The sequence below is a fragment of the Rhodococcus sp. NPDC076796 genome, assembly GCF_040702765.1.
In the GTDB taxonomy this organism is placed as follows: Bacteria; Actinomycetota; Actinomycetes; order Mycobacteriales; family Mycobacteriaceae; genus Rhodococcoides.
In genome coordinates this window covers 12,668-38,506 of the sequence record NZ_JBFBMS010000017.1, presented here as the reverse complement: position 1 = coordinate 38,506, position 25,839 = coordinate 12,668, and the positions used below count along the sequence as shown (strand labels likewise).

The 25,839-nt window shown below is 65.1% G+C and carries 26 protein-coding genes and 2 pseudogenes; 9 read left to right on the top strand and 19 right to left on the bottom strand.

Going from position 1 to position 25,839, the window contains the following annotated elements:
* Both AB0366_RS26360 and AB0366_RS26355 read left to right on the top strand, forming a co-directional pair.
* Positions 1-250: rhodanese-like domain-containing protein (locus AB0366_RS26360; protein ID WP_366246564.1), on the top strand; the 250-nt coding region annotated here is incomplete at its 5' end.
* Between the two features lie 270 nt (positions 251-520).
* A complete protein-coding gene (locus tag AB0366_RS26355) occupies positions 521-646 on the top strand; it encodes a hypothetical protein (RefSeq protein ID WP_268987753.1) in 126 nt (41 codons plus the stop codon).
* A gap of 166 nt (positions 647-812) precedes the next feature.
* Here AB0366_RS26355 and AB0366_RS26350 read toward each other — a convergent pair.
* The 6 genes and pseudogenes from AB0366_RS26350 to AB0366_RS26325 form a co-directional block, all read right to left on the bottom strand.
* Positions 813-1,385, bottom strand: a pseudogene (locus tag AB0366_RS26350) (cytochrome c oxidase assembly protein); the annotation flags it as partial.
* Between the two features lie 398 nt (positions 1,386-1,783).
* Positions 1,784-2,515, bottom strand: a complete 732-nt coding sequence (locus tag AB0366_RS26345) for a DUF5134 domain-containing protein (protein ID WP_008720441.1) — start codon at positions 2,513-2,515, stop codon at positions 1,784-1,786.
* Positions 2,512-3,099, bottom strand: a complete 588-nt coding sequence (locus AB0366_RS26340) for a PepSY-associated TM helix domain-containing protein (RefSeq protein ID WP_008720449.1) — start codon at positions 3,097-3,099, stop codon at positions 2,512-2,514. The genes AB0366_RS26345 and AB0366_RS26340 overlap by 4 nt, the downstream gene beginning before the upstream one ends.
* Positions 3,100-3,260: 161 nt before the next feature.
* Positions 3,261-3,362: a hypothetical protein gene (locus tag AB0366_RS26335; protein ID WP_268987754.1), complete on the bottom strand. Its 102-nt coding sequence runs from the start codon at positions 3,360-3,362 to the stop codon at positions 3,261-3,263.
* Entirely contained in the window at positions 3,317-3,706 is a 390-nt protein-coding gene (locus AB0366_RS26330) for a PepSY-associated TM helix domain-containing protein (protein WP_268987755.1), read from the bottom strand. Before AB0366_RS26330 ends, AB0366_RS26335 begins: the two co-directional genes overlap by 46 nt.
* Positions 3,609-4,052, bottom strand: a complete 444-nt coding sequence (locus AB0366_RS26325) for a PepSY domain-containing protein (RefSeq protein ID WP_008720451.1) — start codon at positions 4,050-4,052, stop codon at positions 3,609-3,611. Before AB0366_RS26325 ends, AB0366_RS26330 begins: the two co-directional genes overlap by 98 nt.
* Positions 4,053-4,561: 509 nt before the next feature.
* Here AB0366_RS26325 and AB0366_RS26320 point away from each other — a divergent pair.
* Positions 4,562-5,728, top strand: a complete 1,167-nt coding sequence (locus tag AB0366_RS26320) for a site-specific integrase (protein ID WP_008720452.1) — start codon at positions 4,562-4,564, stop codon at positions 5,726-5,728.
* Between the two features lie 158 nt (positions 5,729-5,886).
* On the opposite strand, the gene AB0366_RS26315 is transcribed toward AB0366_RS26320, so the two are convergent.
* Positions 5,887-6,264 carry a hypothetical protein gene (locus tag AB0366_RS26315; protein WP_230593320.1) on the bottom strand — a complete coding sequence of 126 codons (378 nt, stop codon included), beginning with the start codon at positions 6,262-6,264 and terminating at the stop codon, positions 5,887-5,889.
* A 12-nt stretch (positions 6,265-6,276) separates the two neighbouring features.
* Between AB0366_RS26315 and AB0366_RS26310 the strand changes: the two genes are divergently transcribed.
* Positions 6,277-6,801, top strand: a complete 525-nt coding sequence (locus AB0366_RS26310; protein WP_230593321.1) for a hypothetical protein — start codon at positions 6,277-6,279, stop codon at positions 6,799-6,801.
* Positions 6,802-7,077: 276 nt separating this feature from the next.
* A pseudogene (locus AB0366_RS26305) lies at positions 7,078-7,426 on the top strand (divalent metal cation transporter).
* 428 nt (positions 7,427-7,854) lie between these two features.
* Here AB0366_RS26305 and AB0366_RS26300 read toward each other — a convergent pair.
* From AB0366_RS26300 to AB0366_RS26260, 9 genes are all read right to left on the bottom strand, one after another.
* The gene (locus AB0366_RS26300) at positions 7,855-8,901 is read right to left on the bottom strand and encodes an ABC transporter ATP-binding protein (protein ID WP_008720455.1); all 1,047 of its coding nucleotides are present in this window, start codon (positions 8,899-8,901) and stop codon (positions 7,855-7,857) included.
* Positions 8,898-10,412 (bottom strand): iron ABC transporter permease, encoded by a 1,515-nt coding sequence (locus AB0366_RS26295; RefSeq protein ID WP_080733225.1) that lies wholly within the window; start codon positions 10,410-10,412, stop codon positions 8,898-8,900. Before AB0366_RS26295 ends, AB0366_RS26300 begins: the two co-directional genes overlap by 4 nt.
* Before the next feature lie 71 nt (positions 10,413-10,483).
* Positions 10,484-11,512 (bottom strand): iron ABC transporter substrate-binding protein, encoded by a 1,029-nt coding sequence (locus AB0366_RS26290; RefSeq protein WP_008720459.1) that lies wholly within the window; start codon positions 11,510-11,512, stop codon positions 10,484-10,486.
* Entirely contained in the window at positions 11,509-14,064 is a 2,556-nt protein-coding gene (locus AB0366_RS26285; RefSeq protein WP_241256931.1) for an AMP-binding protein, read from the bottom strand. Before AB0366_RS26285 ends, AB0366_RS26290 begins: the two co-directional genes overlap by 4 nt.
* A 393-nt stretch (positions 14,065-14,457) precedes the next feature.
* Positions 14,458-15,060 carry a cadmium resistance transporter gene (locus AB0366_RS26280; RefSeq protein ID WP_008720461.1) on the bottom strand — a complete coding sequence of 201 codons (603 nt, stop codon included), beginning with the start codon at positions 15,058-15,060 and terminating at the stop codon, positions 14,458-14,460.
* 94 nt (positions 15,061-15,154) lie between these two features.
* Positions 15,155-15,700, bottom strand: coding sequence for a signal peptidase II (locus AB0366_RS26275; RefSeq protein ID WP_008720462.1), 546 nt, complete (start codon positions 15,698-15,700; stop codon positions 15,155-15,157).
* A complete protein-coding gene (locus AB0366_RS26270) occupies positions 15,697-17,652 on the bottom strand; it encodes a cation-translocating P-type ATPase (RefSeq protein WP_008720463.1) in 1,956 nt (651 codons plus the stop codon). Before AB0366_RS26270 ends, AB0366_RS26275 begins: the two co-directional genes overlap by 4 nt.
* Entirely contained in the window at positions 17,649-18,029 is a 381-nt protein-coding gene (locus tag AB0366_RS26265) for a metalloregulator ArsR/SmtB family transcription factor (RefSeq protein WP_008720464.1), read from the bottom strand. The genes AB0366_RS26270 and AB0366_RS26265 overlap by 4 nt, the downstream gene beginning before the upstream one ends.
* 297 nt (positions 18,030-18,326) lie before the next feature.
* Positions 18,327-18,686, bottom strand: coding sequence for a MerR family transcriptional regulator (locus AB0366_RS26260; protein ID WP_008720465.1), 360 nt, complete (start codon positions 18,684-18,686; stop codon positions 18,327-18,329).
* A 428-nt stretch (positions 18,687-19,114) separates the two neighbouring features.
* Between AB0366_RS26260 and AB0366_RS26255 the strand changes: the two genes are divergently transcribed.
* Both AB0366_RS26255 and AB0366_RS26250 read left to right on the top strand, forming a co-directional pair.
* Positions 19,115-19,492 carry a BlaI/MecI/CopY family transcriptional regulator gene (locus AB0366_RS26255; RefSeq protein WP_008720466.1) on the top strand — a complete coding sequence of 126 codons (378 nt, stop codon included), beginning with the start codon at positions 19,115-19,117 and terminating at the stop codon, positions 19,490-19,492.
* Entirely contained in the window at positions 19,489-20,445 is a 957-nt protein-coding gene (locus AB0366_RS26250) for a M56 family metallopeptidase (protein ID WP_008720467.1), read from the top strand. Before AB0366_RS26255 ends, AB0366_RS26250 begins: the two co-directional genes overlap by 4 nt.
* A gap of 494 nt (positions 20,446-20,939) precedes the next feature.
* On the opposite strand, the gene AB0366_RS26245 is transcribed toward AB0366_RS26250, so the two are convergent.
* The 3 genes from AB0366_RS26245 to AB0366_RS26235 all read right to left on the bottom strand — a co-directional run bounded on the left by AB0366_RS26245 (position 20,940) and on the right by AB0366_RS26235 (position 24,104).
* A complete protein-coding gene (locus AB0366_RS26245; protein ID WP_008720468.1) occupies positions 20,940-21,236 on the bottom strand; it encodes a hypothetical protein in 297 nt (98 codons plus the stop codon).
* Between the two features lie 978 nt (positions 21,237-22,214).
* A complete protein-coding gene (locus AB0366_RS26240) occupies positions 22,215-22,940 on the bottom strand; it encodes a YoaK family protein (protein ID WP_008720488.1) in 726 nt (241 codons plus the stop codon).
* A gap of 852 nt (positions 22,941-23,792) precedes the next feature.
* A complete protein-coding gene (locus AB0366_RS26235; protein ID WP_008720486.1) occupies positions 23,793-24,104 on the bottom strand; it encodes a DUF4229 domain-containing protein in 312 nt (103 codons plus the stop codon).
* 80 nt (positions 24,105-24,184) lie between these two features.
* Between AB0366_RS26235 and AB0366_RS26230 the strand changes: the two genes are divergently transcribed.
* On the top strand, positions 24,185-24,976 hold the full coding sequence (locus AB0366_RS26230; RefSeq protein ID WP_032373348.1) for a DUF3105 domain-containing protein: 792 nt from the start codon (positions 24,185-24,187) through the stop codon (positions 24,974-24,976).
* Positions 24,973-25,731 carry a DUF305 domain-containing protein gene (locus AB0366_RS26225; RefSeq protein WP_008720482.1) on the top strand — a complete coding sequence of 253 codons (759 nt, stop codon included), beginning with the start codon at positions 24,973-24,975 and terminating at the stop codon, positions 25,729-25,731. Before AB0366_RS26230 ends, AB0366_RS26225 begins: the two co-directional genes overlap by 4 nt.
* Positions 25,732-25,839 lie beyond the last annotated feature (108 nt).

Genomic DNA, 25,839 nt, shown 5'->3' with positions numbered 1-25,839 from the left:
AATGGTGCTGGACGTGCGCAACAAAACCGAACACGCCGACGGCCACATACCTGGCTCCGAACAGCTCAGCGGTGGGCGATTGCTGTGGAACCTCGACGGACTGCCCACGGGCGGTCCGATCGTGACCTACTGCCAGAGCGGCGTCCGTAACGCGGTCGCAGCCAGCGCCCTGCGTCGCGCCGGCTACCGAGTTGTCGAACTCGAGGGCAGCTACGCCGCCTGGTCCGCACGCAACCTCGAAACAGTCTGATCGAACACGCCCGAATCGGAGGCGGTCGTGCAGTCCGCCCCCGGTTTGGTCCTGTGCTCGCCCTGTCGGCTCGCTGCGCCACCGACGGTGAGCAGACCCCAGACCGAGCAGGACCCCGGGCGACACTCCTGATCCGCCGCCGTATACGGGCAGCAGCCCGCCGAAGGCGGTTCGGGGCTGAGCGACGAGCAACTGACCGATATCGCTGTCGCAGCGGGAGTTCCCGACACCGCCGGCGACTGCATCACCGGCGGCCACTACACCGACTGGGTGGCCGACTCCACCCAGTCGGTGCTCAAGACCATCAACGCCACTCCCACAGTCCTGCTCAACGGCGAACCGATCGCCCTGAGCACACCCGGTGCTCTCGACGCCGCGGTACGTGCCATCCCGTGAACGGCATGACCGACATCTCCTACACAACGGTATAGACCAGCATCTTTCGGGGCGGGATGGGGGAATGCGCATTGCAGGAAGCATAGGGCTGCGCGCATCACTGATCCTGGTGATCGAACGTTACGAGTTGCTCGTGGATCCCAGCTGCGTTCCTTCGTGCGGCCTGAACCCGGTGCAGTCCGGGGTCGATGCCGATGATGACCCAGTAGTAGAGGTACCCGGTGACGATGAAGTGGATATTCATCACCTCGTGTCCCCAGTGGTAGCGGACCAGCTCGTCGAACAGCGGGCTGAAATACACTGCATAGATGGAGAGGACGAACAACCCGACCGCGACGGCGGGGTTCGACAGCACTCGCATCAGTGGTGAATGGACCACCCACACGATCCATTCCCGCGGTCCCGGCATCCTGTCCTCCCGAGCTGGGGGCAGCGCCCGCAACGCGAGCGTGACCGGCCCGCCGAGCACGAGCAGGACCGGAACGAACATGTTGAGCGTCATGTGCGCACCCATATTGACGCTGAACATCGCCGAACCGTATGCAGCGAGACCTGAACTCGTCGCCACCAGCAACGCCAGGCACCCGGTCATCCAGGCGATGGTACGCCCGAGGGGCCACTGATCTCCGCGCCGTCGCAACCGCAGAACTGCCCACCCGTACAGCGCGATCAGGACGACTGCCGCGCCGCCGGTGACGAAGTCAAACCGCCAGAAGGTCGCGAACTGCTCGAGCGAGGGAGCGTCAGACGGTTCTCAGGCTCGATCGGCCAGCAGTGAGCAGGGTCGCGTATCCGTCGGGACCGACCCGGCCCACACGGCAGAAACGGGTACAGACTATCCCGTATACCAATGAGCCCATCGTGATCGCGGCGGCGAGTGAGACGGTGAAACGGAGCAGGACGTACAGAAGCGATGTGAAGGTGCCAGGGAACGAGTCACCGCTGGCTGCGTGTCGGGTGTCCCCCGAGCGGACGGTGACGACAACGACCAACGCGGCCGCGCATACGAGCGCGATCGCAAGGACGTAACGCACACACAGCGACTGGCGTGTGCGCGAAATATGGTGCGGTGAATCGGTTGTCACATAGCCTCGTTCGATGTCGCTGTACTGCAGTGGCGTCGGTCGATCATCGGTGTTACACGACGCCCATCATGATCGCCATTCCGGCTGCCATCGCCACCTCGCACGCCGCAGCGACACTCTGCGGCCGCGACGCCGGTAGCGCATCGACGGCGATATTACCTGCCTGCGATCCAGGCGAAGGATGTACAGGTGCGAGAGCAGTGCTCTGTTCGGCGACGAACAGACGGTAGAGCCACACGATCGCTGCGACAGCGAAGACGACTGTGAGCGTGAGTGATACCGCGGAGATCCATCCCGGTCCGCTCATCGCGGCCGTATGGTCAGGACTGCTCATGTCCATGTCGGGGGTGTGTGCGTGCGCGCCCATTCCGGACATGTCACCGTCGGCGGCGTCGGCGGTGTGATCGTGCGCGGCGGTGCCGGGAAGCCACCCGGCCATCACCGCGACCATCCACACCATCGCAGCCATCATGAACACGTGATAGCTGCCCATCGCAGGTCCGTGGGGGTGCTCGTCGACACCGGTCGTGCCCGGTGCCGTGCGTGCTGCGGAGATCGCGAACCACACCGTCGCCGCGGCAAAGAACACTCCCTGCGGTAACAGCGGGACGCCGAGCCCCCACGGCCACGCCATCGCAATCATGGCCGCGCACATCACGAGGTGGAACCCGTGGTCGATCCGTACGTTCCACTGCGCGGCGCGGATGATGCGGTACACGCAGTATCCGGCCGCGAACACGAACAGTGCTGTGGTGATCCACCGCAGCGAACTATCAGCGATCACGACGCGTCCTGCCGATTGTGTGCATCGATACCCGGTGCTCGATCCGCGTCGGCTCGTTCTTCCCGCGACGGCAGCGACGCGGATTCGAGTGTGGTTCCGCGCGATCGACGGTGGTGACGTAGTCCCAGAGCGACGTCGACGGCGACGAACACTGCCAGTGTTATTCCGAACAACGGCATGTACCAGCCCAGGATCACTGCGATCACTACCGCGGTTACCGCGGCCCACGGCGGCATCCGGCGCAGCGCCCCGCGTTTGGCAGGTGGTCCGAACCTGATTCCTCGTGCCCGGGTCGGGCACCGCAGCCACCACATCCGGTAGCCGCGAAGGATGACGGCGATCAGACCGATAGCGGTGAGCGCCAACAGGATCTGGTTGACGAGTCCGAACAGGATGCCCATGTGGGCGTCGATGGTCCAGTTGGTCATCTTGGCCATGAGCGGCCAGTTCGCGAACTCGACCTTGTCGATCACCTGGCCCGACGCGGCATCGACGGCTACCGAATCGTAGCGTGTGGGCCAATCACGTTTGGCCTCTTGCACTTTCCATGCCTGTCCCTCTTCGGCGGGAGGAACGAGCTTCATCGGTGCCTGCAGGCCCGCGCCCTGGGCGGCGGCCTCGACACCGTCGATTCCGCGCCTTCACCGATCACGGTGTCGGTGACCGGCGCACCGTCTCCCCCGTGGTGATCACCGCCTGCATTCTCGCCCGTTCCGGCAGGATGAGTCTCGACCGACGGTGTCGTTCACGACAGCGCCGTACGTACGTCCCCGATGGTCTCTCCGGCATACCGTGACCACGTCAAACCGGTGACCGAGAGAAGCAGGAGAGCGGCGATGATCCACACCCCGACCGTGCCGTGCCACGACAACGCGCGGGCGCGGCCCCTCTTCCTCGGCTCCGGCACCAGAGCAGCTCTGGCGGCTTCGGAGGCACTGGACGAGCGTTGGCGGACCCGGGCGTCCACAACACGAGCCCGCCGAGTGCGACCACCCACAGCCAACTGGCGGCCAACTCACTGTAGTTACGGCCCAGATCGCCGAGGTGGAGGTTGCGGTGCAGTTCGTCGATCCACGCGCGCACCGGGAGCCACTCACCGAACGTGGTCAGTTCTCCGCGGACCTGCGCGGTGTAAGGGTCGACGAACACGGTCCGCCCGTACCCCTCGGGAACGTCGTCGACCGCCAGCACGACACGGGTGGGTGCTCTCGGCGTCGATGGGGGGCCGGACCTCGGTGATCGAGCCTTCTGGGTGGGCGGCCCGGGCCGCGGCGACCTGCTCACTGAGCGGCAGCTGCTGATCGCCGACCTGATCGACTGTCAGTTCGTGGCGATGAACGTAGTCCGACAACTGCGGGCTGATGGTGTACAGCAGGCCGGTCACGGCCGCGATCAGCAGAAACGGTCCGACCAGGATGCCGGCATAAAAGTGCAACCGCAGCACGAACGGCCTGATCTGTGGCCACAACGGGATCTTCGTCACCGAAGGCGGGGTGTCACCGGGCGCAGGCGGTCGATCGATTTCACTGGTGGACATCTGCGTGTTTCGGTTCCTTCTCCTCGGGCTGCACTGGGCGCTCAGCCGGTCCTACTCGTGCAGTAGTCGGGCCAGCGGTCCCGGAAGTTCCCGATAATTCCGAGCCGCGTACTCGAGAACTATTCGGGTGTCACGCCCCGACTAGGTCCTCGTAGGGCTGCGACCCCGCCACGAGCTGCCGGTGTAGGTGTCAAAGTGAAGGAGATTCGACGGGTTTCCCGTCCAAAGAGCTACTGCTCAGTGGAACGACCTGATCTCGTGGCCGGACAAGTCCTCGACGGCTACGCTTGCGACCCGTCCCAGGGATACTCAACTGTCGAGCAATTCGAACAGACCGGTGCGGCCGTGTACGGAGCAAACTTCTGCTCCTCAACCGACGCTCAGAGCACCGAGAAGTGGTACTGCAGGCCGTCGTACGCCCATTTTCCCGCACCATCCCCGGCGAAACACCAGGTGAGCGTGTTTTGAAATCAAAAAGCCTGTCGGAGGTGCGCACTACAGTTCTTGCCATGGCAGAACGGCAGCTCGGTGAGGTCCTGGACGCAGATTCAGTTGCCCTGGTGAGTGGTGCGGTGGTGTTTCCGGACCTGTCGGCCGAGGTGGCTGCGCGTATCGAACGGTCGATGGCGTCGGCGCGGTCTGCCGCAACCCGCCGCGCCTACGATTCGGCGTGGCGGCGATTCGAGACCTGGTGCACTGCCGCCGGGCACATCTCGTTGCCGGCGCACCCTGCGACCGTGGCTGCGTATCTCGTTGACGCGGCGGACTCGCTGACCGTCGACGGAGTCCGGGCGTATGCACCGTCGACCTTCGGCAAATGGGTCGCTGCGATCACCGACCGTCACCGCGGGCTCGGCCACGACACCCCGTGTGGCCACGAGATGGTGCGCGCCACCCTCGCCGGTATCCGCCGAGACTACGCCGCCGCGGGGGAGCGCCCCCGCAATCCCCGCGCCCCACTCCTGACGTCCGATATCACTGCCATCGTTGACGTAGCACGTGCCGGTGTCACCGGCTGGGCCAGTGAAGTGCTCGAACGCCGCGACACCGCACTACTGCTGATGGGGTACTCCGGGGCATTTCGGCGCAGCGAACTCGTGGACCTCGAATGTCGTGATGTGCGCCGCGATCGCCTCGACGGTGCGCATGTCCGCCTGCGGCACTCGAAGACCGACCAGGACGGAACCGGAACGGTGAAGGCGCTGCCGTTCACCGACCGGCACGAATCATGCCCGGTCTGCGCGTGGGTTCGCTGGCTGCAGATCGTTGCTGCATTCGATACCGGTGGCAGAACCGCGATCATTCGTTTGCTTTCCCGCGCAGCGAAGTTCGACTCCCATCTCTGCCACAGCACCCTGCCCACCGCTGACACGCGGTCGGCGCTGTTCCGGTCGATCCGCAAGAACGGCAACCTATCCCAGACCGCACTGTCGGGTGCGGCAGTGCACGCCGCGATCCGCCGCCGCGCCGGCCGCGCCGGCTACGACGCAGACCTTCTCGCCCAGCTGGGCGGACATTCACTGCGTGCCGGATTCGTCACTCAAGCGTTCCGTAACGGTGCCGACGCACACGCGATCATGCGACAGACCGGACACAGAAGCCCGGGAATGGTCGAAATCTATGCCCGCGAGAACGCGCCTCTGGTCGGCAACGCCGTGAACGATCTCGGCTTGTGACCCTCATGCACGGCACCGACACCTCGACGAGCGGCGACAACACCGACCTTGTCCGAACAACTCCAGTATCGAACGACACTGTCCCGGAACGGGGTCGACACACGTGGTCGCTGTTCGCGGACTGGTGCACCGCTCATGATCAGTCGGCGTTGCCGGTCTCACCGGAGTTGTTCGTTCGGTTCCTCCGAGCCAACCCTGCCGCGCCGGCAACGCAACGTCGTCGCATCGCCGTCATCGACGCTGTTCATCGAGACCGCGCCCTGCCCCCGCCGGGTCGCGGTCAGAGCGTGCGAGCGGCTCTGGACGCGCTGCGTGCAGCGCGTTTGCGCGACACCGCAACTCGGATCGGCGGCATCGTCACGCGCCTCCCCGGAACAGGGTGGCCGGCGGCGTTGTTCGCTCGCCGAGATGCACTGGTCCTCACTCTTGCCGCGGCCGGGCTGCCATACACCGAGATCGCGGCACTGCGAATAAGAGATGTCGCCGTCGAACCCGAATTCGATGCCCTCACAATCGAAACGGGCACCGGTGTACATGCCGTCACTTCGTTGGAGCTCGTGAGGGCGGGCGCATCACCGAGAAAGGTGTACAGGCGCTGGTACGAGGTCCTGGCCCACGGCGAGCGGCACCCCAGCACACGCATGCTCGCCGACGCCATCGAGCACGTCGACGGAACCGAACTCGCCGACTCCGTTACTCATCTCGACCCAGGCAGCGAACGGCCGTTGTTGACCACGATCGACCGGTGGGGCCATACCCCGCTGGTCGCAACCCCTCTCACCTCCCGGGGAATAGCCGATATCGTTCGAGCACACCTCGGGGGACGCGCTCCCACGCACATACCGCCCCCCGTCCGAGAGACGAACCCAAAGCGTGTCTTTACGCTCGAGCCTGCATCGGCGGTCTCGCTCGACCCTGGTTACTACGAACGCGGCACACTCGCACGAAGGCACTCCCACGCGCTCCTCGACGACGTCGATTCGGTTCTTGCCGATGTCGAAAACCGCGCAGACCGACTGCTCAGGGAACTTCTCGAGTTCTTAGATGCGGAAATGCCGGAGTGCGAGCAATAGTCTTCAGCGCGCGACGATCCCAGGTGTCACCCCGCAGGAGCGACCCCTGTTGTGAGTGAGTCAGCGAACATTGCACCGAACGACGACCGGGTCTGTGTCGAAAGTTCGCACGCGGGCTTCACGGTCTCTTGGTACGGGGTGGTCGTGTCGCTGGACCTCGTCTCGCGGTGCGCTTCCGATCCACTGCATCGATGTCTGCGTTGATGGTTCGGCGACGTTTCCTGAGGGTCAGTGCCGACAGCGGCAAGCGCGGTGAGAAGTACCAACACGAAGGGGATGTCGAGACTGGTCAGTGCGTCGATGGTCACGATCGCTCCTGCAGCGACACACACGAAAAGCAGGCGTGCACCGTCCACGCAAGCGCATCCCGATCGTGTGCGGCGGCTGGTTCCGGCACTGGCGATCCTCGCCGCTGGGGTTGACCCCAGTCGCGCTCTCGTCGTCTCGCAGGTCGTGTTGTCCTTCGGTATTCCGATCGCGCTGATTCCGTTGGTGCGGTTCACCTCTGACCGCATGTTGATGGGCAGCGATGTCAAATTACCGGATCACTCGATATGCAGCCCGGTTCATCGCGGGAATCGTCGTCGCACTCAGCATTGCACTGATCCATCTAACCGTCGTCTGATTGTGCGCGGGTGAACGTCTCCTGCTTGCCTCTGTGTTCCAGGACCGATTACCGCTCGCGATGGTGGTGGTGTGCGTGGGAAATCGGAATCAGTGGGTTCTTCCGCCGCTCAGGGGGAGTCCGTCCTCGAAAGAAAGAAGACTTAGTGCGGGCCACCAGATTTGCAAGCAACGCAATCGATGCCCCCAGTTTGGATGACGACGAAGCCGCCCACCACCTTCAAGACATCAACCCGCGTGCGGATCGTAGACGGCGGTGACAGTCGATGCCGGCCGGCCCGTTCCATGCTTGGGGTCGAGACGTGATTGCCTCCGGGGCGTTGCCTCAGTCTGGATGGTGCAAGTCTGCCCACTAACTACGCACATTGTTCGGCATCGATCGCATGATCGAGCAGGACGCGAGAGGCTGCCTCACACTGAGTAGCTCTCTCACAGGTCGTACACTACGGCGTCGCCGATGACGCGGATGGCGACCCTGTCGCCGGGCGTCAGAGCCGTGGCGCCGAAGCGGCGCACGGTGACCCGCTGGGCCATAGCGGTGTCCGCGGTGTCGAGGCGGATCCCGAGCAGCATCTCCGACCCGAAGTACTCCACGTCGACGACGGCCCCCGATGCACCCGCGCCGTCGGTGGTCACCTCGATTTGCTCCGGCCGCAACATGATTCGGGCTGCACCTTCGATGGCGTTCGGGGAAGGGGCGACGGCGACGTCGCCGAGGGCGCAGCGGGCACGGCCGTTCTCGATGTGGGCCGTCAAGATCACGGCGTCACCGATGAATTCCGCGGTGGTGACGTCCACAGGGCGGGAATAGATTTCACGAGGTGTACCGATCTGTGCGAGCCTGCCCGAGCTCATCACCGCAACCCGGTCGGCGAACGACAGGGCCTCGGGTTGATCGTGGGTGACGAGGATGGTGGTGATCCCAGCCTTGGCGAGGACGTCGGCGACGATCCGTCGAGTGTTCGCCCGCAAGCCGGCATCGAGTGCCGAGAACGGTTCGTCGAGCAGCATCAATTCAGGTTCACGCGCCAGCGCCCGCGCGAGCGCGACCCGTTGCTGCTGGCCGCCGGAGAGCTGGTCGGGTCGACGTGAGGCGTAGGACGAATCCAGCGACACCATCTCGAGCAGTTCGGTGATCTTCGAGACGGTGCGGGCACGGCGTGGCAGGCCGAACCCGATGTTCGCGCCGACCGTGGCGTGTGGGAACAGTGCCCCGTCCTGGGCGACGTACCCCACCGACCTTCGGTGCGCAGGCGTCCAGCCGGATCCCGCGACGACCTTCCCGGTCAGTGCGACAGTGCCTGCGTCGGGTTTGTCGAAACCCGCGATCAGACGCAGCAGCGTCGTCTTACCGCAACCGGACGGTCCGACGATGGCTGTGGTCGACCCGGCATCGACAGCGAACTCAACACGACGTAGCACCGTCACAGGACCGAACGACTTGTCCAGCCCATCCACCTCCACCGCGTATGTCATAGTCCTGCCGCCTTTTTCGACTGGGAGAAGAGAACGTAGGTCATGGGCAGAGACAGCACGATCATGATCAACGCGTACGGAGCAGCCCCCGAGTAGTCGATCTCGCTGCTCAGCGACCAGAACTGCATCGACAGAGTGCGGGTTCCGGTCGGTGCCAGCAGCAATGTCGCGGTCAACTCGTTCACGATCCCCAAGAACACCAACGCACCGCCCGCTGCGGTGGCCGGCGCAGCCAATCTGAGAGTCACCCGAAAGAAACTCGACAGCGGTGACAGACCCAGCGACCGAGCCGCCTCGTCCAACCCGACGGGCGCCTGCGCGAGCCCCGCCCGCAGGTTGACCAATGCGCGTGGCAGGAAGAGCAATGCGTAGGCCGCGATCACGACGACAACTGTTTGATACAGCGGATTTGCGTACCGAATGGCGACGGTGACGAACGCCAACGCAACCACGATGCCGGGCAACGAACTCGAGATGTAGGTACCGCCCTCGAGGACACGGCTGAACCGTCCGCGGTGGCGAATCGAGATCCACGCGACCGGGAACGCGAGTGCACACGTCATGACCGCACCGGCAATTCCGAACCCGAGCGTCTGCAGCAGCGCGGACGAGATTTCGTCCCACTCCCACACCGCGCTGCCGCCGACGACAAGCCACCGCAGAACACTGGCGATCGGGACTCCGAGAGACAGTGCGATCAACATCCCCAGGAAGACGAGCGCGATCGGCGAATACTGCCAACCGAGTTCTGCAGGCACGGCCGGGCGGGCTGCACCCGAGCCGATGCGGGCATACCTGGCACTGCCACGCACAACCGCTTCGATCACCAACAATGTGAGGCACAGCAATACCAGCACCCCGGCGAGCATGGTCGCCGCCGCTCCGTTGAACGTCGATTGATACTGCTCGAAAATCGCTGTAGTGAATGTGTCGAAGCGGATGAAGACGAAGGCACCGTATTCGGCGAGTAGGTGCAACGCGACCAGAAGCGCGCCGCCGGCGATTGCCAGCCGCAGCTGCGGCACCACGACGCGAAAGAACACTGCCCACGGTCCGATTCCGAGTCCTCGCGCCGATTCCTCGACCGCGGGGTCGAGCCTGCGTAGCGTCGCGGCCACGGGAATGTAGACGAGAGGAAAATACGAGAGCGTTGCGATCAGAACGCCGCCGCGCAGCCCGCCGAGGGAAGGGATCGCCGTCACCCACGAGTAGCCGTTCACGAACGCCGGGACAGCCAGCGGCGCGGCAAGCAATACCGCCCACACCTTCGCTCCGAATACTCGTGTGCGCTCGACCAACCAAGCAGCCGCGACGCCGATTGCGACACAGATGGGCACCGTGATCACTACCAACATCACGGTGTTGGCCAACAATTCGCGGACCCGCGATCGGAACAGCAGCGCCGACGCGGTGGCCCAGCCGGTGTCCACGCTCTCCACGATCACGTACCCGAGCGGGATGAGCGAGATCGCCACGACAATCACTGCGGTGACAGCCAGAGGCAAGGGCATACGCGACCGGCCTGCTGGGCACCGCAGCGTGTGGGCCGGCCCCCGTTGTTCTCGACCGTTCGTCGTTGGAATCAGAGCAAACCGGCTTCGGTCATGAGCTCGGTGACCTTCGGGCTGTTGAGCTTCGCCGGGTCCACCTGCGGGGCCTGCAGTTCGGTCAAGGGGACCAGATCCGCGTTGGCCGCCACTTCGCTGCCCACCGAGTACTCGAACGACATCCCGTCCCGCAGAACTTCCTGACCCTTCGGTCCGGTGACGAACGCCAGGAACTGCTGCGCTGCATCCTGTTTCGCGCTGGACTGCAGGACGCCGCCGCCGGAGACGCTGACAAATGCGCCGGGGTCTTCGTTCTTGAAGTAGTGCAGGGCGACGTTACTGCTGTTCTCTCCGGTCTTGGCCTGATCGCCGAACCAGTAGTAGTGGTAGATCACGCCGCCCGGGATTTCTCCGGCGTTGACGGCTTTCATCACCGTGCCGTTACCGTTGTAGGCGCGGACGTTGTTCTTCATCCCCTCCAACCAGGTGCGTGTAGCGTCCTCGCCTTTCAACTCGAGCAGCGCACTGACGATGGCTTGGAAATCGGCTCCCGACGGCGATGCTGCCCAGCGGTCCTTCCAGGCGGGGTCCTGCAGGTCCAGGAGTGAGGCCGGGAGCTGATCGGGGGTCAGCATGTCCGTGTTGTAGGCGAACACGGTCGAGCGGGCGGCGATACCCGTCCACTTGCCGTTCGACGGGCGGTATTGGCTCGGAACCTGGGCCAGCACGGCCTGGTCGACGTCGGTGAACAGACCCGCGTTCTCGACGAGCGTCATCGCCGGAGAGTTCTCCGTGAGGAACACATCCGCTGGCGATCGGTCACCCTCCGCTACGAGTTGGTTGCCGAGTTCGGTATCGCTCCCTTGGCGCAGGTCGACCTCGATGCCGGTCTCCGAGGTGAACGCGTCGGCCCATTCTTTCGTCAGCGACTCGTGTTGGGCGTTGTAGACGGTGATCCGGTTGTCCCCGCCCGGGTCGGACTCAGCGCTCGAACACCCCGACACCGTCAACAGTGCCGCGGTCGCCAGTGCGAGGCCCGCCATCAGTTCGATCCGCTTGCTCATCGTCCGTCCTTCGCATTTACCGGACCACCTCCGGTCGTCCCCGCCGCCATGGTACTTAGAGGATTGGCAAACCTAATGCCCGGCCCTGTCCCGCTCCACGGTAGACGGGCGAGCACGAAGGTCGCGGCCTGCCAGTAGACAACCCCCACGACGATCGACAGGGCGAATGCTGTCCAGGGATGGTCGTCGCGCAGCGGTAGATAGACCTGAAAATGGGTCAGGTAGATGTAGAGTGACGCGCTTGCCAACACCCCCGCAACCCGGCCCACAACTGCGGGACATGGGACGGATGTGAGCCACACCAGCAGGCAAAGTCCGACAATCACGATGACTTCTCGCTGGATGTCGCCGAAGAAGAACCCGGGAATCGATAGCACGATTGCCGCGGTGACCCCCACTCGATGCCACACGGTCTGCGCCCGGGCGGCGGCCCAGCCGAGGGCGAACAACCAGAAGACAACCGCCGCGGTCAGAATGCGATTGCGGCTGTCGTCGATCTCGATCAATCCGTAACGGGTAACCAGGCCCAATGCCACCAACCCCATAGGAAACCAGAACGGGTGACTGCGTTCGAGACGTGCGACCGCCGGAACATAGAGCACAGCGGCGGCTACGAGGACGATGTACACAATCGCCTCGACGAACCAGTATCGCCATTCGACAGACCAACCGTCCGGGCCGAAGATTCCGTTGAGCAGCAATGCACTGGTGATGCGGTAGTCCCCGGTCAGAGCGATGATGGCCCCGATCCACACCATGCTGGGGATGGCGATCCGAGCGACGCTGCGCACAGCATTGCGTGCGCGGGCGGTGCGATCGACCGCGCCGAGGTGGAAGCGGGCGAAGTTGTAGCCGGCGATTCCGAGAAGCACGTGCGCCCCGCCGAGCACCGAAAACAGGTGTATGTGCGAGCCGGTGATCAGCACGATCGCAAGGGCGCGCAGCACAACGTTGGTCTCCACCCGTCGCCAGCCGCGGCGCAGGTGCGGTGCCTGAACGAAGTCCACGACTCGGGTGTTGTGCCAGTCCGCCGGGAGGTGACCGAGCAGCTCCTCCAGCCGAATGGACATCCGCACATACGACAAAGAGTCACCGCCCAAGCTCACGAACGTGCTGTCGTCGTCGACCCTTGCGTGATGCAGGACCTCGGCATACATCGCTTTGACATCGGTGGTCTCGGGCTTTGTCGTCGTCGAGGTGGGCTGAACAGGGCCGGGCTTGCCTGCGAATTCCGCGACCGCTCGCGCATCGGGTTTGCCGGTGGAGGTGCGCGGCAGCTCATCGACGACACACACCCGAACTGCTGTTGCGGGAAGGCCGCTGAACTGTGCTGTCAAGCGTCGCACGTCGGCGACGTCAGCGTTCTCCGCGACGACGACGAGTTCGTCCGTGCCGTCGGTGCAGCACACGGTCAATCCCAGGTGTGCGAGCGCGGACTCGACGCGGTGCAGATCGATACGTAGACCGAACACTTTCGCGAAACGGCTGCGTCGGCCGACCACTTCGTACAGTCCATCGGCCGTTCGCCGGGCCAGGTCGCCTGTTCGCAGCTCGCCGGCGAGCGTGTCACCCAGGCGCAAGTCGCCGGGGTCGTGTGCGTAGCCGAGCATGACGTTCGGCCCCGAATAGACGAGCTCACCCGTCCCGTCCGGGGCATCCGCGACCGGATCGAGCCGAAAGGACCCGTCGGGAATCGGCCGTCCGATGGAATGCGGATGAGCGGCGGCAAGATCCGGTGGCAGATACGCCATTCGGGCGGTCGCCTCCGTTTGCCCGTACATGACGAACAAGTCCCATCCCTGGCGTCGGCCCAGCTCGGCATACGTGCGGACGCGATCGGGCGACAGCTTTCCGCCGGCCTGCGTGACGTACCGCAGGTCGTGAAGATTCAGCTGTTCGAACCCGATACGGTCGAGCAGATCGAAGGTGTACGGCACACCCGCGAAGGTGGAGGCGCGGTGGGTGCGCGCAAGGTCCCACAGTCGAGTATCTGTGACCGAAGAGTTGGTCAGAATCAAGGCGGCACCGCGCAGGAGGTGGCTGTGGACGACCGAAAGCCCATAGCAGTAGTGCATGGGTAGCGTGGTCACGGCACGGTCGGTGGGGCGGATGCCCAGGTATTCGGCAATCGACTCGGCGTTGGCCTGCACGTTGTCGTGCGAGAGACGGACGAGTTTGGGTGATCCGGTCGAACCCGAGGTGCTCAGCAGCAACGCGAGATCAGGGTGCAGCTCATGTCTGGATTGTCGATCGAGTTCTTCGACGACTGTGTTGCCGTCGAGGGTGCGCACCACCACATCGGGCCGATATGTGTCGATGAGCCCGTCGAGATGGTCGGGATTGTCGTCCGAGGCCAGCAGTACGGGGTGTCCTGCACGCAGCGCCGCGAGGTAGGTGACGACGACCTCGACCTTGTTGGTGCCGGCGATCAGTACCAGACGACGGCCACGTCCAAGTCTGGCCGCCTGCCGGTCGATGCGCTCGTCCAGGTCGCGGTAGGTGATCGTCTCGTTCACCGATATCAGACCCGGTGCGTCACCGAATCTGCCCAAATCGTGCGCTAAGCGCACACTGGGGCGTTTCGGGCGGTTGAAGTCTCTGGGCACCGAGCGAGTCTATAAGGGCTGCCGAACCTAACCTTCCGGCGACGAATACGACTCCGCGCCCGCGCGGACGAGCGTGGCTCGTCTGTCCACACACCGCTCGGACACAGATGATCGGGGTCAGCGACGCCTACTCGGCGGTCGATTCGGCAAGTCCGGTCCGATTGTCGCACCGTGGTCGATCTGATGATCGCCGACGGATCGACCGAGTATCGATGCGCCGCCCTTTGCTCACCCTCACGCTTCGATCGATGGCATGGAGGTGACGCCACCGGGCGGTGGCGGGAACCGATCTGAGTCGGGCCGTAGCGGTTCCGCAGGCTGCGCGCGAGCGGGTGTCGGTCATGACGCGGCGGCGATCAGCCGGGCGAGAACTCCGGATTCGAGGAGGATGAAGAGACCCAAGCCGATGAACACCGCTGGGACGAGCCAGTGCTCGACCCGTTCGAGAGTGTCGACGACCTTCCTGCGAGTGCCCAGCAGCCTGCCGGCGTAGCACCAGATCCCGACGCAGATCAGGAACACGGCGATGGTGACTGCGGTCTGTGGTGGACCGAGCGTCCGAAAGACCGGGGTGTAGACGGCGATGTTGTCGGCACCGTTGGCGATGGTGATGGCAGCAACGCCTGCCATTCCGGTGGCAGCGACCGGGGGTTCGTCCTCGTCGTCGCTGCGCAGCCAGCGGATCAGCGTCCAGAGCCCCAGCGACAGGGGCAGCACACCGAGTAGCCCGACCCATTCTTGCGGCACGATCACCAGTCCCAGAGCGGCGACGACGCTGGTCGCGACGAGGGTGATCAGGCCGAGGTACTGGCCGGTGACGATCTGCCACGCCCGCGGCCTACCCTGGCTGGCGGAGGCGACGAACAGCACCGTCAGCACGACGATGTCGTCGATGTTGGTGCCGGCGAACATCGCCACTGCCGCGGCGATGGTGGTGATCACTGCCGCACCGGGCGTCGGTGAGGATGTAACCGGACGCCCCCGGTGCCGCACGCGACCGTCATGGAGGTCGATCGGATTCGAGGTCGGGGAGCAGTCATACGGATCGTTGCTCCGTGCCCGTGGGATCGACGCGGGTTCGGCCCTCCCGGAGCGACGCGAGGACGACCAGGACTACGCCGCATGTGAGGTAGGTGTCGGCGAGGTTGAAGGTGGGCCACCATCCGGTGTGGAAGTAGTCCGTCACGCGGCCGTCGGCAGCGCGGTCGATGACGTTGGCGGCCGCTCCGGCGACGACCGCCGACAGCCCCACCGTCCCGGTCAGTGAGCCGACGGGGACGGTGCGCCACGCGTACACGGCGATGGCGAGAGTGATGATGGCGGTGACCGCGATGATGACCCCTGGCGGCAGCCCGTTCCCGACGCTGAAGGCGACACCGCTGTTGTAGGCAAGCCTGAGTTGCAGCAACCCCAGTTCGATGACGCGGCCGTCGGAGAGTGCGCGGCGGGCGACGGGGTCGGCCGCGAGTGCCGCCGCGACGAGGACGGCGACGACGATCGCCAGGGTCCACCGGGATCGAGTCGCCGAGCGTCCCCCGGTCGAGACACCCGGCATCGGGCCCGAAGTGGGGTCTGGGCTCATGTCCAGGCCTCGGCTGCTGCCGGGGCAGGTGCGGGCACCGCTGCGGCGGACAGGGGGTGGGTGCGGCCGGCGCGGACTCCGTTGGCGATGACCACGATCTCGGCGAGTTCGTGCACCAGCACCACCGCGGCCAGGCCGAGGATTCCGAACAGGGCGAGCGGCATCAGCACGGTGATGATCGCCAGCGACAGCCCGACGTTCTGCAGCATGATGCGTCGGGATCGGCGCGCGTGGGCCAGGGCGTGCGGCAGGTGCCGCAGGTCCTCACCCATCAGGGCGACGTCGGCGGTCTCGATGGCCACGTCGGTGCCCATGGCGCCCATGGCGATACCGAGGTCGGCGGTGGCCAGTGCGGGGGCGTCGTTGACGCCGTCGCCGACCATCGCGGTCGACCGGCGGCCCTTCAGGTCGCCGATGATGCGTGCTTTGTCCTCCGGTCGCAGATCCGCGTGGACCTCCTCGATGCCGACGTCGGCGGCCAGTGCGCGGGCGGTGCGTTCGTTGTCCCCGGTGAGCATCGCGACGTGGTACCCGTCGCGGCGGAGACCGGCGACGACTTCCGCGGCTTCGGGTCGCAGTTCGTCGCGGACCGCTATCGCGCCGAGGGTGCGGCCGTCCTGTTCGACGAGGACGGCGGTGGCTCCGGCGTGCTGCATCCGTTCCACGTCCGCGGCCAGCGGGCCGGGGTCGATCCACCCTGGTCGGCCGAGGCGGACGTCGTCGCCGCAGAGGCGGCCGGTGAGGCCGGCTCCGGTGACTGCGACGACGTCGTCGGCGGGTGTGTGGTCGTCGACGGCGGCGAGGATCGCCGCGGCCAGGGGGTGCTCGCTGCGCACTTCCAGCGCTGCGGCCACGGCGAGGACCTGTTCGCGGGTCGCACCGTCCGCGGTGGCGACGTCGATGACGACCGGCTTGTTGCGGGTCAGGGTGCCGGTCTTGTCGAGCGCGATCACGCGGATGCGGCCCAGCGCCTCAAGAGCTGAGCCTCCCTTGACCAGGACGCCGAGTTTGCTGGCGGCGCCGATCGCCGCGACGACGGTGACCGGGACGGCGATGGCCAGTGCGCACGGTGAGGCGGCGACGAGGACGACCAGTGCGCGTTCGATCCATACCCGTGGTTCGCCGAGCAGGCTGCCCACGGCGGCGATGAGGGCGGCGGCGACCATGATTGCCGGCACCAGGGGCCTGGCGATCGTGTCGGCCAACCGCTGAGCCTCACCCTTGCGGGACTGCTCGGCCTCGACGATCCGGACGATCTTGGCCAGCGAGTTGTCCTCGGCACGTGCGGAGACCTCCACCTCGAGAACGCCGGTTCCGTTGATCGCCCCGGCATACACGTCGTCGCCGGGCCCGGCCTCGACGGGCACCGATTCGCCGGTGATCGCCGAGGTGTCGAGCGCGGTGGTGCCGCGGCGGATGGTGCCGTCGGTGGCGATGCGCTCGCCGGGCTTGACGATCATCATCTCCCCGAGCATCAACTCGGTCGGCGACACCGCCTGCTCGAGGCCGTCTCGTCGGACTGTGGCGGTGTCGGGAACCAGGGACAACAGTGCCCGTAGACCTCGCCGTGTGCGGGCGACCGCGTACTCCTCGAGGCCCTCGCTGATCGCGAACAAGAACGCGAGCATCGCGGCCTCGCCGACCTCACCAAGGATCACGGCACCGACCGCCGCGATGGTCATCAGGGTGCCGACACCGATCTTGCCGCGCGCGAGCCGCCGAAGGGTCGACGGGACGAAGGTGTAGCCGGCGACGATCAACGCGAGTGATTCGAGCACCAGGGTCAGCCGATCAGGGCCGCCGATCCAGTCAATGATCAGCCCTGCCGCCAGCAGTGCACCGGCCACCGCGGCAGCTCGGATCTCGGTGATCTGCCACAGCTTGTCGGGTTCGTGCTCCTCGTCGCCGTCCAGGCGGGGTTCGTCGTGGCCGCAGCCGCATGCGTCGCTCATCCGGTCACCGCCGACCCGGCGGGCGCGGTGCCGTAAACCGGGCAGAGTGCCACCGCGTTCCCCGTGACGGCGAGGAGGGTCTCGGCCGAAGCGAGCAGGTCCAACAGTTCCGGCCGGACGAGGGAGTAGAACACCTGCCGGCCCTGGGGGCGACCGACGACCAATCCGCAGTCCCGCAGGCACGCCATGTGCGCCGATACCGTCGACTGTGCCAGCCCCAGCTCGCTCACCAGGTCCGCTACACGCACCTCCCTGCTGGCGAGACGGCGAACGATAGCCAACCGTGTCGCATCGGAAAGGCTGTGGAACAACGACACTGCCGCATCGAAAGTCGACGTGGAACCGCCGGGCAGGCGGCCATCCTTATTGATCGTCATGCAACGATGATAGCATCTAAGCCCGGTATGATCGCTATGCGTGAATGCTCGGCCCCGGTCTCGTCGGCACGAGTCCGATCCTCGTCGTGCCGTACTGAGACAGGACGACGGCACGACGAAGAACACCTCCGTGGTGTGGGACCCGGTCACCGGACCTGCGGACGCACGCGACAAACCGCAGTTGCTCCGTACGGCGCGGTCGAGATCGCCGACTTCCCGATCGCGGTGGCACCTGCTACGAAGGCGCTTTCGATTCCCTACTCGCCGAATCCGTCCGAGACGGCGAGGAGGCCGAGGTCAACCAGCTGCATTGCGGGTCGAACGGCGCGCCGACGCGTCGGGAGTGTCGTCGAGACGATCGAACGCACCGGTCATTGCGGCATGCAGCTCGGTGAGCTGCGCGATCGACTCCTCCTCCCGGGTGATGTGCTCGCGCAGTGTTGGCCGCAGCCCGGTCTTCACAGCGGCGCAGGAGTCGTTCTCCCATGCGCGCAGCATCGTCTTGATCTGTGGCAGCGTCAGTTTCGAGCTTTTCGCGGCGGTGATGAACGCCAACCGTTGCTGTGCTCGTTTGTCGTAGACGCGGTACCCGTTCGGGGCTCGGTCCGCCGGCAGCAGCCCCTCGCTTTCGTGGAAGCGCAGCGTCGTCGCCGGCACCCCGTCGCCGAGGAGAGTTACGAGATCAGATCAGCAGGGCTTCGGCAAGCCTGGTCTTCGTCCGTACGCAATCGTCAAAGACTGCGCTCGCCCTGTCGATTCGTTCTGTACGACGCCGCGCGAGAGGCTCGCCCGGCAAGCTTCCCCCGACTTTCGGGAAGTCGGGGGAAGTATCCTATCGCAGGTCGTCAGCCGGTCAGCAACACATCATTGCGGCGCACATGTCCCCACACATGCCGGTGGCCATCATGATCTGGCAATCCCACCACGTCTGCAGGTTGGTCATCAGTTCGGTCATCGGAATCTCCCTCAATTCTGGTCCCGAGGAGACGGGACATCACGACCATATACTGAGTACGTACATAGATAGTAGATGTCGTGTTACCGACGACCCTAGGATCAGGAGACGACAGGGCAGGAGGCGATAGGTGCGGGTGAACGGATTCGGTGAACTCGAGGCGGTAGTGATGGATCGCCTGTGGGCCCGCGGTGCGCGAAGCACCGTGCGGGAGTTGTTCGACGAATTGGCCGAGCAGCGGGTGATTGCCTACACCACGGTGATGTCGACGATGGACAACCTGCACCGTAAGGGCTGGTTGGAGCGCACCCGTAGGGGCAAGGCGTTCGACTACTGGCCGACGTTGTCTCGCGAGGAGCACAGTGCCCGGCTGATGCGTCACGCGTTCGCTGCGGGCGGCAAGTCGGACCTGGTGCTCACCCATTTCGTCGAGCAGATGAGCGACGAAGAGTCGGAGCGTGTGCGAAGAGCGTTGCGCAGACTGACCGACCCCGGCCAGTCGCGATGACTCTGACTCTGTGCCTGCTGCTCTACGGGCTCGTGGTCTCGGTAGCCGGTCCGCCTGTGCTCGCGCGACTGACCCGCCGGGGCATCGCTCCGCAGCTCGGGATAGCTGCCTGGAGTGCAGCAATGGCGGTGGTGATCCTGACCTGGACCGGCGCGGCGATCATGCTCGTCACCGAAGCGGTGCATTGGAACAGAGACGCTCACTGGGTGTCAGCGTGCGTCGTCGAGGTGCTCCGGTCGATCGACGGCCGTGCCGCAGCACTGCTTCAGGGAACACTGATAGCAGTCTCCGCGGTCGCTGCGGCGGCGCTTCCGTTGGTGGTGTGGAGGGCTGGGCGGGGCATGCTGCGGATGCGAACGCACACGCTTCGCCACGCCCGGACGGCGAGGGTGATCGGCCAACGCCTGCCCGGTACCGACGCGGTGGTCGTCGACACCGCGGATCGGCTCGCCTACTGCGTTGCTGGCCGTCCGAAGACCATCGTGATCACTACTGGTGCCCTGGATGCACTCGTCCCGGATCAGTTAGGCGCCGTCTTGGCGCACGAACGTGCTCACCTAATCGGTCGCCATCACCTGCTGCTCGCCTCTGTTCGCGGACTCGCCGCGGCAGCTCCATGGATGCGGTTGTTCCGCGACGGGGCGACCGAGATCGCCCTGCTGCTCGAGATGTGCGCGGACGACAGCGCTGCCCGCTCCCATGGTCGGCGGGCGCTACTCGGTGGTCTGCTCGCCCTCACTGGTTCGTCCGTCGCTCCCGCGGGTGCCCTCGGCGCGAGCGGAGGCGACGTGCTCGCTCGTGCTCATCGCCTCACCGTCGCTGTGTCCACCCCCGTGCACGCGCGGGCCCGCACCCAACTGTCCTTGATCGTCCTCTCGATCACCGCGAGTCCGATCGTGTTCGGTGCCCTCGCCGCTGCGGGTGTGATCATGTGTGGTCCGATGGGCTCTTGAGTGGTCCTGCCAAGAGCGGGTCGATCGGTCAGTGGTGACGGCAGTCGCCGCGCCGAGCCAATTTCAATCGTGCGCCCTCGTCCGTCGAGCGACGGGTAGAACTGTCCCTCGGGTGCGGGGGCGTCGTTATGCAAGGCGATCAGGTTGCCGTCGGTGTCGACGGTTGCGAACTGCGTCGATCCCTGGTCCGTCGAGACGGGACGGCCCGCATCTGCGGGATGAAGAACGCCCGCACGGGACATCTCGTCGGATCGACGACCGCCGGATTCAGCGACGTCCGCGACTCCGCACTCAAAAAGGGATGCGGGCCCCCGAGCACGGCTGTATCACCTTCATTGTTCGGTGTCACCGAAGGCATTAACAGCACGCCGAACACCGTCAGTGCTTTCAGCAAACCGGCCTCCGGAGCTGTGCCCCGTCGACCATGCCGATCAGCTGACTGTATGTCACCGACGATACCAATGAGTACCCCCTGGGGTATCCCGATTCGGGTGTCAGCCGAGGATGGCTTCCCGGAGCTGAGCCATGCTCGGCGCACCCGCCGGCCCGTCACCTGTCATGTACACACGGCAGGCCAGACCGACTGCGGCGGATGTGTCGCCCATGACGTCGACGCCGTCGACGAGAACGGTCGGAGAGCCACGAAAACGCACCTGTTCGGCCATGTCCACCGTGTCCACGCGTTGATAGACGAGCACGGCGTCCGAGTGTTCCGCGGCGAGGAGCTGCAACCGTTCAGCAGTGACCGTCCAGTTCGGGCAACCGTCGAAATACTGCAGGGTGATCTCCATCCACCCACGGTATATCCGTGCTGAAGTTGGCAGCGCACAGGTCGTAGAATTCGATTACGCGGAAGGAGACGGAGTGCCGAACTTCTCCCGTCACTCTCGACGGAAAGGGCTTGCTCATGAATCTGTCCAGTGAGAGTGACGGCACCTCGGCCTGTTCCTGCTGTGGTCGCGATTTCCCGACCGTGAAGTTGCACTCCCTGGCAGGGGGAGCTGCCTATATCTGCCGACGTTGCGGACTGTGGGTTGCGATCCGTCGACGCTAGAGAGAACAGCGTGGGTGTACCGCTCTTCAGTAGGCTGCCTGCACCGATACGTCGTCTCGGCCATGGCGTACCGCCGTACGCAACCGGCGCGCGTCGCCCGTGCGGCTCGATCCGGCCCGTACCAAAGCCCGGGTCGGCGGCGTCCACCGCCGCGACCTTTCGCGGCCATGTCGCGCAGATTCTGCGATTGGTTCCCGTCGACCACGTGAAGAGGCTGTTGCTGCGCCTCGTCCAGCGTCACTCGTACACAGATCGGGTTGTCGGACATGTGCAATGCGTTCACCGACTCGTCGATCGACCCACCGAGCGCGATGGCCAACGCGTAGCGATGCGGGCGAACCACCCGCGGTTGTCCACAGCGGGAGACCCAGAATCTGCCGTATCCGTCGTCGGCAATGGCTCCGATCCGGATCGCACACGGGGACCGATGCGGCCGTGCACGACGTAGCTGCGAAACCGAGCTCGCTCGTCGGCGTCGCCGACTATTGACGGTTTCGGCACCGACCTCCCAACCCACCTAGCAACTACCGGCATCGCTGACGCCTTGGCGAAGAGATCAGGGCCAAGCGAGAGATGGTGTGTATCGAACATCCTCTCCACACGCTCAAACCGATTGATTCACGTTGCGACAGTGTTTCTGTTGGTCGAGTCCGCCGGTGGAGCAGAACGATCTCGGGAGCGCGGACCCGTAGGTTTTCGCTGGCCGGGAATAGACCTATCCCCATAGGGATCGTCGCTCGGTGTGAGTGAAGGTGAAGATGCTTGCAAGCAGGCTGATGGCTGCGGTAACCAGGAGTACTTGAGGTCCGGTGATCGCGGCACCGATCAGAGCCCCGGCTGCGCCTCCGGCTGCGAAGGACCCGAGAAGCATTGCATAGCAAAGCCAGTCGAGGTAAGTACCGCCGCCCAGTAGGTGTCTTTCGATCCCTTGGCCCAGTTTGACGACGGTGCCGGTGACGTAGCTCAGGGGGATGTAGGTTTCTTCTCGTTTCGTGAATGCTGTGTTGAGCGCGCCGAGAGCGAACGCAACCAACAGAATGGGATAGAAATTTACGTCGTCGGACGCCCAGCCGGATATCCCGATATCGATGAGCCCTGCCGCGGCGAGGGCGATGGTCGTGACAACTGTTGCTCCGTGTGGGTGATTGGACCAGTATCGGCGGCGGCAGATCGACGCGATCACCACTCCCGCCAGAAAGGCACCCATCAAAGCCAGCGCCGCCCACGGCGATGCGCCGGGTGCAACGGGCTTACCTTCCGGACTGCCGAAATGCCCGATGACGGCGCGTTCGGTGTTGCCGGTCATGAACGTCACGAAATACCCCGCCGAATGCAGAAATGCGACAGCACCCACCATTCCGGCCAGCGCGGACAGTATCCACGACAGTCGCGCCTCCGCGCCGACGGCTGTTTCGCGGCTGAGTGCCACAGAAGATGTCATGCAACCAAGTCTCCCGGCCGTGTACGGAGCCGCAAGTCGATGAGGTGCAGCTCACTCGGCGGTTCTTCGGTGTTCGTATTCCCTTCGGAAGCAATCGAACTCCCACCTGCACCTCGTCTGCCGACCTCGGTGACAAGCCCACCCAGCGGTGTAATTTGCGTGCTCAAGTAGCACGAACTCGCGGCCCATCCGCGCGTGGTCAGTTCCATCCCTGTGGATCGGTGGGCGGCACAGTGTCCGGATATCAGCCGATGAGTCGGAAGGCTTCCGTCCCGCCGAGATGTGGGAACGCTGGCGTACTGTCCTGCGGTTCTATCGCTACCCCTCGACGCTACTACTCACCGAGCACGTACCGGGGGAGACTTTTCCCGGTATGTGCAGGTGGCCGGTGCGTCCAGGCCCCGTCGCCGTTCCGATCGACCGGTGGGGTCGTGCCGTTTCCCGCCGACCCGATGCCCCAGGTAGCGGTCGGGGCGGTCATCGCTGCTCACCGCTCCGGGCGACTGCCCCGGCGCGATCCACGCCCGCCCCTGTCGTGGCGACGCGGTCGTGGCGAGCGGGAAACTGACGTCACCGGCACACCACCGCACCCGGTGTCAGCTGCACCAGGCTCGGACTACTAGCTAATCGGTGTCGATGCCCGCCGCCGTGCCCACGCCGCTCTGGCCGATGTGCCTGACCTCGTCGATGATCTCGAGTATCGGATCGAGACTCTGATGCACCGCACCCTGGAACTACTAGACATCGAGCCGGACGCCGAAGCGTCCGTCGAATGGGTCGGCGAACAGTGACCGACACGGACGATCCGCCAACGCCAACGCCAACGCCAACGCCGAAGTCCGTGCGCCGACGTCACGGTTTGTCGGTGCCGGGTCGTCCCGCCGCGGGGCCTCGCTTCTTGATCGAGCGCGTGCGATCGACTGCTTCGATGTCCGCATTGATGGTTCGGCGGAGCTTCCTCAGGGTCAGTGCCGACAGCGGCAGGCTTGCTGCAAGTGCGCCAAGCAGTACCAACACGAAGGAAATGTCAAGGCTCGTCAGTGCGTCGACGGCCAAAAGCACTCCTGCGGCGACACACACGAAGAGCAGGCGTGCACCGTTGTAGGCCAGCACATGAAGGGCAAGCTGCCCGCGAGCAGTTGAGGGTGCGCGGAACACCGGCATCGGCCGTCCTGTCGTGCGTAGGGGCTTCCTGGGACCTTGATTCAAATACTATGGTGCATAGTATTTGATGGAGGAGCAATATGAACAGCAGCAGAAACCCCGCCCGAGGCCGACGGAGCTCGACTCGGCGATCACGCCCAGCCGGAGTGCCCGGGGGCGTGCGCGCTCCCTGGGCGGTGATAGGCGCGGGTGTCGTCATCGTCGTGCTCGTCGGTGCGATCGGATACAACCTGGCCCCCCGCGTCCTCGAACGCAATCAGGCCGAGCGGTTCGCGCCGACCGCCGACGACCCGGACCCCTCCCGCGGCATCGACGGCGTCGTCGAGGTCGAGTATCCGGCCGCGCGGCACGTCGAACCAGCTCAGAGAGTTGCCTACGATCAGAGTCCGCCGTTCGGCGGCCCTCACGACCAGACCTGGGCGACGTGTACCGGAGTGGTGTACCCCGTCCCGCTACGCAGCGAGAACGCGGTTCATTCGCTCGAACACGGGGCGGTGTGGGTGACGTACGACCCGAACCGGGTCTCCTCCGACGAGGTCGGTTCACTCGCCGGGCGGGTCGAGGGCGAGCCCTACACGATGATGTCGCCCTACCCGGGCCTGACGGCACCGATCACGCTGCAGTCGTGGGGCCATCGACTCGAGCTCGACAATGCCTCCGACCGGCGCATCACTCAGTTCGTCGCTGCTCTGCGACAGAACCCCTCGACCCACCCCGAGAGCGGAGCCAGTTGCTCGACCATTCCCGGCGCGTTCGATCCCGACAACCCGCCGCCGTTCGACGCCAGCGAGCCAGGACCGGACGCGGTGCCCCTCGAGGAAGACCCGGCCCTCGACAGTGCGCCAGCGCCGATGGGGGAGGGGAGTCGATGACCGTGCACGGCCAGGCCGACGATGCCCAGATCGACGATGCACAGAACGACAGTGCACAGAATGACGCCGCGGAAACGGGACCCAGATCCAGGCCCAGGGCACTGCTCATCGGCTTGGCGGTGACAGCTCTCGTCCTGTCCGGCGTCCTCATCGGCGTACTGCTCACACCGGACAGCGCACGAGTGGCCGTACCGGCATCGAATTCGGTGGATGTGGGTTTCGCGCAGGACATGTCGGTCCATCACAACCAGGCGATCGAGATGTCGGCGATGGCGTTGGGACGCTCGACGGATCCGGTCATCCGGACCCTCGCCTTCGACGTGTTGACCTCGCAGCAGAGCCAAGTCGGCACGATGCAAGGCTGGTTGACACTGTGGGACAGGCCATATCTGCCCGACGGCCCGACGATGACGTGGATGACCGGGGCCAGCTCGACAGGGGGTCACCCGATGGACATGAGCGCGTCCGCGAACGACAGCGGACAGGACGCGACGTCGATGCCCGGCATGGCCAGTACCGCCGAGCTGACGGCACTTCGCCGGATGAACGCCGAAGAATTCGACGGCCGGTATCTACAACTGCTCCGCCGCCACCATCGTGGGGGAATCCCGATGGCAGAGCAGGGAGCAGCGAACGCGACAGTTCCCGCTGTCGCCGCGCTCGCGGGCTCGATCGCCTCCGCGCAAACCGCCGAGGTCGGTCAGATCGATGTCCTGCTGAGCGCACACGGGGTCTCACCGTTGCCGGAGAGCTGACGCCGATATCTAAATACTATGTTGCATAGTAATAACGATTGGGATGACCCCCATGACCGGCATCGGCACGCATGAAAAGGCGTCGAATCGTCGAGTTACTGTGCAAAG

Excerpts from the sequence above, each read along its gene's own strand:
- AB0366_RS26340 (WP_008720449.1), bottom strand. The coding sequence starts at position 3,099 with ATGAAGCTCGTTCCTCCCGCCGAAGAGGGACAGGCATGGAAAGTGCAA.
- AB0366_RS26325 (WP_008720451.1), bottom strand. The coding sequence starts at position 4,052 with ATGTCCACCAGTGAAATCGATCGACCGCCTGCGCCCGGTGACACCCCG.
- AB0366_RS26320 (WP_008720452.1), top strand. The coding sequence starts at position 4,562 with ATGGCAGAACGGCAGCTCGGTGAGGTCCTGGACGCAGATTCAGTTGCC.
- AB0366_RS26315 (WP_230593320.1), bottom strand. The coding sequence starts at position 6,264 with ATGTACACCGGTGCCCGTTTCGATTGTGAGGGCATCGAATTCGGGTTC.
- AB0366_RS26300 (WP_008720455.1), bottom strand. The coding sequence starts at position 8,901 with ATGACATACGCGGTGGAGGTGGATGGGCTGGACAAGTCGTTCGGTCCT.
- AB0366_RS26295 (WP_080733225.1), bottom strand. The coding sequence starts at position 10,412 with ATGCCCTTGCCTCTGGCTGTCACCGCAGTGATTGTCGTGGCGATCTCG.
- AB0366_RS26290 (WP_008720459.1), bottom strand. The coding sequence starts at position 11,512 with ATGAGCAAGCGGATCGAACTGATGGCGGGCCTCGCACTGGCGACCGCG.
- AB0366_RS26275 (WP_008720462.1), bottom strand. The coding sequence starts at position 15,700 with ATGAGCCCAGACCCCACTTCGGGCCCGATGCCGGGTGTCTCGACCGGG.
- AB0366_RS26270 (WP_008720463.1), bottom strand. The coding sequence starts at position 17,652 with ATGAGCGACGCATGCGGCTGCGGCCACGACGAACCCCGCCTGGACGGC.
- AB0366_RS26265 (WP_008720464.1), bottom strand. The coding sequence starts at position 18,029 with ATGACGATCAATAAGGATGGCCGCCTGCCCGGCGGTTCCACGTCGACT.
- AB0366_RS26250 (WP_008720467.1), top strand. The coding sequence starts at position 19,489 with ATGACTCTGACTCTGTGCCTGCTGCTCTACGGGCTCGTGGTCTCGGTA.
- AB0366_RS26245 (WP_008720468.1), bottom strand. The coding sequence starts at position 21,236 with ATGGAGATCACCCTGCAGTATTTCGACGGTTGCCCGAACTGGACGGTC.
- AB0366_RS26240 (WP_008720488.1), bottom strand. The coding sequence starts at position 22,940 with ATGACATCTTCTGTGGCACTCAGCCGCGAAACAGCCGTCGGCGCGGAG.
- AB0366_RS26235 (WP_008720486.1), bottom strand. The coding sequence starts at position 24,104 with ATGCCGGTGTTCCGCGCACCCTCAACTGCTCGCGGGCAGCTTGCCCTT.
- AB0366_RS26230 (WP_032373348.1), top strand. The coding sequence starts at position 24,185 with ATGAACAGCAGCAGAAACCCCGCCCGAGGCCGACGGAGCTCGACTCGG.
- AB0366_RS26225 (WP_008720482.1), top strand. The coding sequence starts at position 24,973 with ATGACCGTGCACGGCCAGGCCGACGATGCCCAGATCGACGATGCACAG.